The 5,688-nt window shown below is 65.0% G+C and carries 7 protein-coding genes and 1 pseudogene; all 8 read left to right on the top strand.

Annotated features, from left to right (window positions below; translation table 11 throughout):
• A pseudogene (locus ACESMD_RS07590) lies at window positions 1–228 on the top strand (IS1595 family transposase); the annotation flags it as partial.
• Window positions 229–367: 139 nt separating this feature from the next.
• A complete protein-coding gene (gene cobT / locus ACESMD_RS07595) occupies window positions 368–1,417 on the top strand; it encodes a nicotinate-nucleotide--dimethylbenzimidazole phosphoribosyltransferase (RefSeq protein ID WP_372611864.1) in 1,050 nt (349 codons plus the stop codon).
• Complete coding sequence (gene cbiB / locus ACESMD_RS07600) at window positions 1,417–2,400, top strand: adenosylcobinamide-phosphate synthase CbiB (RefSeq protein WP_372611866.1); 984 nt, start codon at window positions 1,417–1,419, stop codon at window positions 2,398–2,400. The genes cobT and cbiB overlap by 1 nt, the downstream gene beginning before the upstream one ends.
• Entirely contained in the window at window positions 2,397–3,500 is a 1,104-nt protein-coding gene (cobD, locus tag ACESMD_RS07605) for a threonine-phosphate decarboxylase CobD (protein ID WP_372611868.1), read from the top strand. The genes cbiB and cobD overlap by 4 nt, the downstream gene beginning before the upstream one ends.
• On the top strand, window positions 3,497–4,036 hold the full coding sequence (locus ACESMD_RS07610) for a bifunctional adenosylcobinamide kinase/adenosylcobinamide-phosphate guanylyltransferase (RefSeq protein ID WP_372611870.1): 540 nt from the start codon (window positions 3,497–3,499) through the stop codon (window positions 4,034–4,036). Before cobD ends, ACESMD_RS07610 begins: the two co-directional genes overlap by 4 nt.
• Window positions 4,033–4,803: an adenosylcobinamide-GDP ribazoletransferase gene (gene cobS, locus ACESMD_RS07615; protein WP_372611872.1), complete on the top strand. Its 771-nt coding sequence runs from the start codon at window positions 4,033–4,035 to the stop codon at window positions 4,801–4,803. Before ACESMD_RS07610 ends, cobS begins: the two co-directional genes overlap by 4 nt.
• Complete coding sequence (locus ACESMD_RS07620; protein WP_372611874.1) at window positions 4,755–5,396, top strand: histidine phosphatase family protein; 642 nt, start codon at window positions 4,755–4,757, stop codon at window positions 5,394–5,396. The genes cobS and ACESMD_RS07620 overlap by 49 nt, the downstream gene beginning before the upstream one ends.
• A partial coding sequence (locus tag ACESMD_RS07625; protein WP_372611876.1) for an adenosylcobinamide kinase occupies window positions 5,348–5,688 on the top strand: 341 nt, incomplete at its 3' end. The genes ACESMD_RS07620 and ACESMD_RS07625, both read left to right, overlap by 49 nt.

The following is a 5,688-nucleotide window of genomic DNA, read 5'->3' on the forward strand; positions in this document are numbered from 1 at the left end:
GTTCACCGTGTGGCATCACTCCTGCAACGCTGGATGATGGGCACACACCATGGCGCAGTCCAGCCAGGACAGTTGGATAACTATCTTGATGAATATGTATTTCGGTTTAATCGCCGTAAATCCAAATCGAGAGGCTTACTGTTTTATCGCTTGCTCCAGCAAGCGGTTGTGACAAAGCCGGTCACCTACCAAAAGGTGGTGGCACGGCGGGGGAAATCTGGAAATTGAAGCTTGTGGAGCTAAAGGGATACCCCGTATGAATATACAGTATAACTGAGTGCCAGGGAGCCGTCAGTAGCCTGTGGGGCCGAGCGTCGAATCTGATAGGATAGGCGGCCTTGATCCCCCAACGTGCGGAGTCGCCGACGTGGAAAGCCCCCCGGGCCCTGTGCCGAGCCCCGACGCCGAGACCGGTCGGGGCGTTAGCCGCTATCTGGATACCCTGACGAAGCCGCCGGGCAGCCTCGGGCGACTCGAAATGCTGGCCGTCGACCTGGCGACAATGACCGGTGAAGCCTTTCCCAGGGTTACGCCCCCGGGAGTGCTGGTCTTCGCCGCCGACCATGGCATCGCCGCTGAAGGGGTCTCGGCCTTCCCCCAGGCGGTCACCGCCCAGATGGTCGCCAACTTCATCGCCGGAGGCGCGGCGATCAATGTCTTTGCCCGGCAGATCGGGGCACGACTCGAAGTGATCGATGTGGGGGTGGCGGCCGACTTGCCTCCCCGGGGGCTAGTGGACGAGAAGGTGAGATTCGGTACGGCCAATTTCGCCTGGGAGGAGGCCATGCACCTCGAGGAGGCCGAGGCCGCTATGGCGGCGGGTCGACGAGCGGTGCAACGAGCTCTGGAGTCGGGCTGTCGCTGCCTGATCATCGGGGAGATGGGGATCGCCAATACCACCAGCAGCAGCGCCTTGCTGGCGGTGTTGACCCGGGAACCGGTGGCAAGCCTGGTGGGAAGGGGAACCGGCATCGACGACGCACGATTGGCCCACAAGCAGGCGGTGATCGAGGCCGCTATCGCTGCCCGGGCACCGGATCCCGCGGACCCCCTCGGCGTGCTGGCGAGTCTCGGTGGGCTCGAGATTGCCGCCATGACTGGGGCCTGCCTGGAGGCAGCGAGTCGCCGGGTGCCCCTGCTGGTCGACGGCTTCATCGCCACGGTGGCCGCCCTGGTGGCCTGCCGGCTTGAGCCACCGGTGCGTGACTTCCTGGTCTTCGGCCATCGTTCCCGAGAGCCTGGCCATGACCTGGCGCTGGCGGCGCTGGATGCCAGGCCCCTGCTGGACCTCGAGCTTCGGCTCGGTGAGGGGACTGGCGCGGCGCTGGCCTTTCCCCTGCTGGAGGCGGCCTGCCGTATGCTGGCGGAGATGGCGACCTTCGAGGCGGCCGGTATTGCCGAAACCCCCCGCGCCTGATGGTCAGCCTCGAGCCGCTGACACTCTGGGGCCTGACGCTGTTGCTGTTGGCGATTGTCGTGGATCTCGTCATCGGCGACCCCCCCGGTATTCCGCATCCCGTCGTCGCCATCGGCAGGGTGGTGACCGCTTGCGAGCGCCTGTGGAACCGGGGGTCGTCTCATGTCCGGCGTCGCAATGGCTATCTGCTCACCGCCATGGTGGTCATCGGTGTCTTCCTGATCGCCTGGTTTGGCTTATCGATACTCTCCCGCCTGCACCCCGGCCTTGGTCTGGTCGCCGAGTTATGGCTGCTTTCCACGACACTGGCGATCAAGGGCCTGGTCGAGGCGGCTCGTGTGGTGGCCGAGCCCCTGAGCAGGGGAGACCTTGCCGCTTCGCGCCTGGCGCTCTCCAGGATAGTAGGCCGGGATACGGCGCACCTGGACGAGGGCGAGATCACCCGGGGTGCCGTGGAAACGGTCGCCGAGAATACCGTGGATGGCATTACCGCGCCGCTGTTCTGGGCCTTGATAGGCGGCGCTCCGCTGGCGGTGGCCTACAAGGCGGTCAATACCCTGGATTCCATGGTCGGTTATCGCAATACCCGCTACGCCGACTTCGGCTATGCCTCCGCCAGGCTCGATGATCTGGCCAACTGGTTGCCTGCGCGACTCACCGCCCTGGCGCTCTGGCTGGGCGCTCTGGTGATGCCGGGCATGCGAGTGCGGGGAGCGCTTCTCTCGACCTGTCGCGAGGCACCACGTCATGCCAGTCCCAATGCCGGCTGGCCGGAGGCGATGGTGGCTCGCCTGCTGGGCGTGCAGCTGGGTGGCACCAACCACTACGCGGGAGAGGTCTCCCGCCGGGCTACTCTGGGGGATCCCCTCGAACCACTGAGGTCGGGGCATATTGCCCTGGCGATACGCCTGATGCACGCAGGCTGGCTGATCTTCCTGCTGTTGGTGCTGCCTTTTGTGCTGCTGCGGGAGTGGCTGACATGATGCGAGACAAGATTGGCTGGCCGAGCCATGGGGGCGAGGCAGCGCCGCTGTTGTTGCGCCATGGCTTGCCCAGGGACCTTCCTTTGCTCGATTTCAGCGCCAATCTCAACCCCCTGGGCTCGCCGGCCTGGCTGGCTGAGCAGCTGATGAATGCCCTGGCCGGTGTGGAACGCTACCCCGACCCGACGTATCGCCGGGCGTGCGAGGCTATCGCCGAGGCCGAGGGAGTGACCCCGGAAGAGGTGCTGTTGACCAATGGCGGGGCCGAGGCGATCTTCCTGGCCTCAGCCCTGCATGCCCGCCGCCGGGCCGTCATCGTCCAGCCGACCTTCTCGGAATATGCTCGTGCCTGCGGCCAGTATGGCCTTTCGGTGTCTTCGCTTGAGCTGGGGGGCGAGGGGTTCGAGCTGGATGAAAGGGAGGCACAGAGGGCCATGGCCCATTGTGAGGTGCTCTTTCTGTGCCGTCCCAACAATCCAACCGGCACCCTGGTGCCGCAACTGGTTGTCGAGCGGCTCCTGGCAGTGGGGCTCAAACATGGGAGTACATTGGTGATCGATGAGGCCTTCATCGATTTCGTGGTACCCGATGAACGCCTGACCCCCTTGCTGGCCTGCTACCCGAACCTCGTCCTGCTGCGTTCCCTGACCAAGTACTACGCCATTCCCGGTCTGCGTCTCGGCTACCTGCTGGGAAGCGCCGACAACGTGGCTTGCTTGCGGGAGCTTCAGATGCCCTGGAGCGTCAATCATCTCGCGGCCAGCCTGCCCCCCTTCCTGCTGGCCGACCAGGAGTTCCCGGCGAGGACGCATCGCTGGTTCGGGGCCGAACAACCGTGGCTTCAAGACAGGCTAAGCGCAGTCGGGTTACGGGTCGTGCCGAGTCGGACCAACTTCTTCCTGGTACAGCCGGCGGCGGGCCCCGGGGGGACCGATTTCCTTTTCGAGTTTCTGTTACGGTCGGGCATCCTGGCCCGGCATACCCGCAACTTTCCAGGTCTGGAGGGGGAGTGGCTTCGCCTGGCGCTGCGCGATTCAGCAGAAAATGCCCAATTGGTTAGCGTTCTTAAGGAATGGCAGGACAACAGGGAGAGAACATGATCGCCTTCGTCAGTGGCGGGGCGCGTTCCGGCAAGAGCCGCTTTGCCGAGCAGTTGGCTCGAGAGTGGCATCGTGACAGCGGTGGAAAGCGCTACTACCTGGCGACCGCAAGGCGCGCGGATGACGAGATGGCAGACCGCATCGCCTGCCATCGCCGGGAGCGCGGTGATGGCTGGATCACCCTGGAGGAGCCCCTGTTGCTTGACGAGGCACTAGACCGGGTGGAGCAAGGCAGCACACTGCTGCTCGATTGCCTGACTCTCTGGGCCAGCCAGTGGCTCTATGGCAGCGATTTCCACGAGGCAGAGGGCGACCGGATGCTGGCGGCCCTGCTGGGCAAGGCCCGGCAGAAGACAATCCGTCTGGTCGTGGTCTCCAACGACATCAACGAAGACCTGCCGCCAGGCGACCCGGAGACCTGGCGCTACCTGGCCTTCCTGCAGGGACGGCATCGTCAGTTGGCCAGGGAGGCGGACCGTGTCGTCGAGGTCGTGGGCGGCCTGCCCATTGACTGGAAAGGAGTGACCGGGCGATGAGAGAGGCAGGCTTCGGGCTGTTGCTGGCCATCCAGTTTCTCACCCGGTTACCGGTGCCGATCGCCTGTCCCTGGACGCCGGTCACCAGCCGTTGGGCGGTTCGCTGCTATCCACTGGTGGGCCTGCTGCTGGGCGCCTTCCTGGCGGTTATCGCAAGCCTGCTGCAAGGCATTGTTCCCGATCCGCTGCTGGCACTTCTGCTGGTCAGCGCCTGGGTGGCGCTTTCGGGCGGCCTGCATCTGGATGGTCTGATGGACGTGGCCGATGCCCTGGGCAGCAATGCGCCGCTGGAGCGTCGCTGGTCGATCATGAAAGACCCCCAGGTAGGCAGTTTCGGCATGCTGGCGCTGGTCTTCCTGCTGGCCTGGAAGGGCATGCTGCTCTGGGCCCTGCTCGACGCCGGGATCAGTCCGGGACTTCTCGCCCTGGTGCCGGCCCTGGGCCGTCTCGCCGGCGTGGCGCTTCTGGTAGAGGTGCCGGCGGCGCGACCCGAAGGACTGGCCTGGTCCTGGAAGCAGCATCTCGGGAGGCGTGATCTCTGGCTGTCGACGCTACCCCTGGTGCCGATGGCCTTCTGGGTATCAGACGGGTCGCAGTGGCTCGGCGTGCTGCTGTTCTCATTGATGATCTTTCTGTTGTTATACGGGGCGCTGGTGATTCGCGCCTTCAAGGGTGTCAACGGCGACATTATCGGTGCCGCCATCGAGGGAGGAGAACTATGGCTGCTGCTGATCGCCTGGAACTGGTGGTCGTTCGTCATGGCCTGACCGCCTGGAACCAGGAGCGGCGCTACCAGGGGCAGCGCGACATTCCGCTGTTGTTGCCGGATGCGCTCGATGACCTGGACCGTCTTCGCGACTCCCTGGCCGGGGAGCCTTTAGACGCCATCTACTGCAGCGACCTGACGCGCTGCCGCCAGACCCTGGCCCATGTGCGGGAGGGGCAGGATGTCGAGGTGAAGGTTGTTTATGATGCCCGGCTGCGCGAACTGGATTTCGGCGACTTTGAGGGAAGCTGCTACGACGAGCTCAAGTCGATACCGACCTATCGACGCTGGATCGACAGCCAGGGCGAGCGAGCCCCGCCGGGTGGCGAATCTGCTGCCCAGATGCGCGCACGCCTCCAGGCGTGGTTGGATGAATGCGTCACGGCCGCCACCTTGCATGGGCATCGGCGGGTGCTTGTGGTGTCCCATGGGGGAGTGATCCGCGAGCTGCGTCGGCGCTTCGAGACCCTCGATTTCTGGGAAGGTGGCGTAGGGCAGGCCCGGGGTCGCCGGTTCATGCTCGTTCAACAGGGAGGAGGCTGGCAATGCAGCTCTTCATCGGCGGTGCCTGCGCCGGCAAGCACGAACGGGTAAGGGAGCGATTTCCCGCGGCCTCTTGGTGCCGCCTCGCGCCCGGCAAGCCATTGGGGATCTGGCGTGACCTGGCCAAACCCGGCGCCGCGCTGGTGCTCACGGGATGGCTGTCCTGGCTCGAGGCGGCGCTCAGGATCGAGACCGATGATGATGCCTTGCGCCTTGTGCTGGTCGAGGAGTTGCAGGCACTGCTCGAGGCCGAGCGCCAGGACGCCCTGAACGTAGTGCTGATCGTGCCGGAAGTGGGCCGCGGTATCGTCCCCATGGCGGCCGGAGATCGTCGCTTGCGTGA

Origin of the sequence: Halomonas sp. (assembly GCF_041689495.1) — a bacterium.
Classification (GTDB): domain Bacteria; phylum Pseudomonadota; class Gammaproteobacteria; order Pseudomonadales; family Halomonadaceae; genus Halomonas.

Coding starts and splice junctions, on each gene's coding strand:
- cbiB (WP_372611866.1), top strand. CDS start 1,417: ATGGTCAGCCTCGAGCCGCTGACACTCTGGGGCCTGACGCTGTTGCTG.
- cobD (WP_372611868.1), top strand. CDS start 2,397: ATGATGCGAGACAAGATTGGCTGGCCGAGCCATGGGGGCGAGGCAGCG.
- ACESMD_RS07610 (WP_372611870.1), top strand. CDS start 3,497: ATGATCGCCTTCGTCAGTGGCGGGGCGCGTTCCGGCAAGAGCCGCTTT.
- cobS (WP_372611872.1), top strand. CDS start 4,033: ATGAGAGAGGCAGGCTTCGGGCTGTTGCTGGCCATCCAGTTTCTCACC.
- ACESMD_RS07620 (WP_372611874.1), top strand. CDS start 4,755: ATGGCTGCTGCTGATCGCCTGGAACTGGTGGTCGTTCGTCATGGCCTG.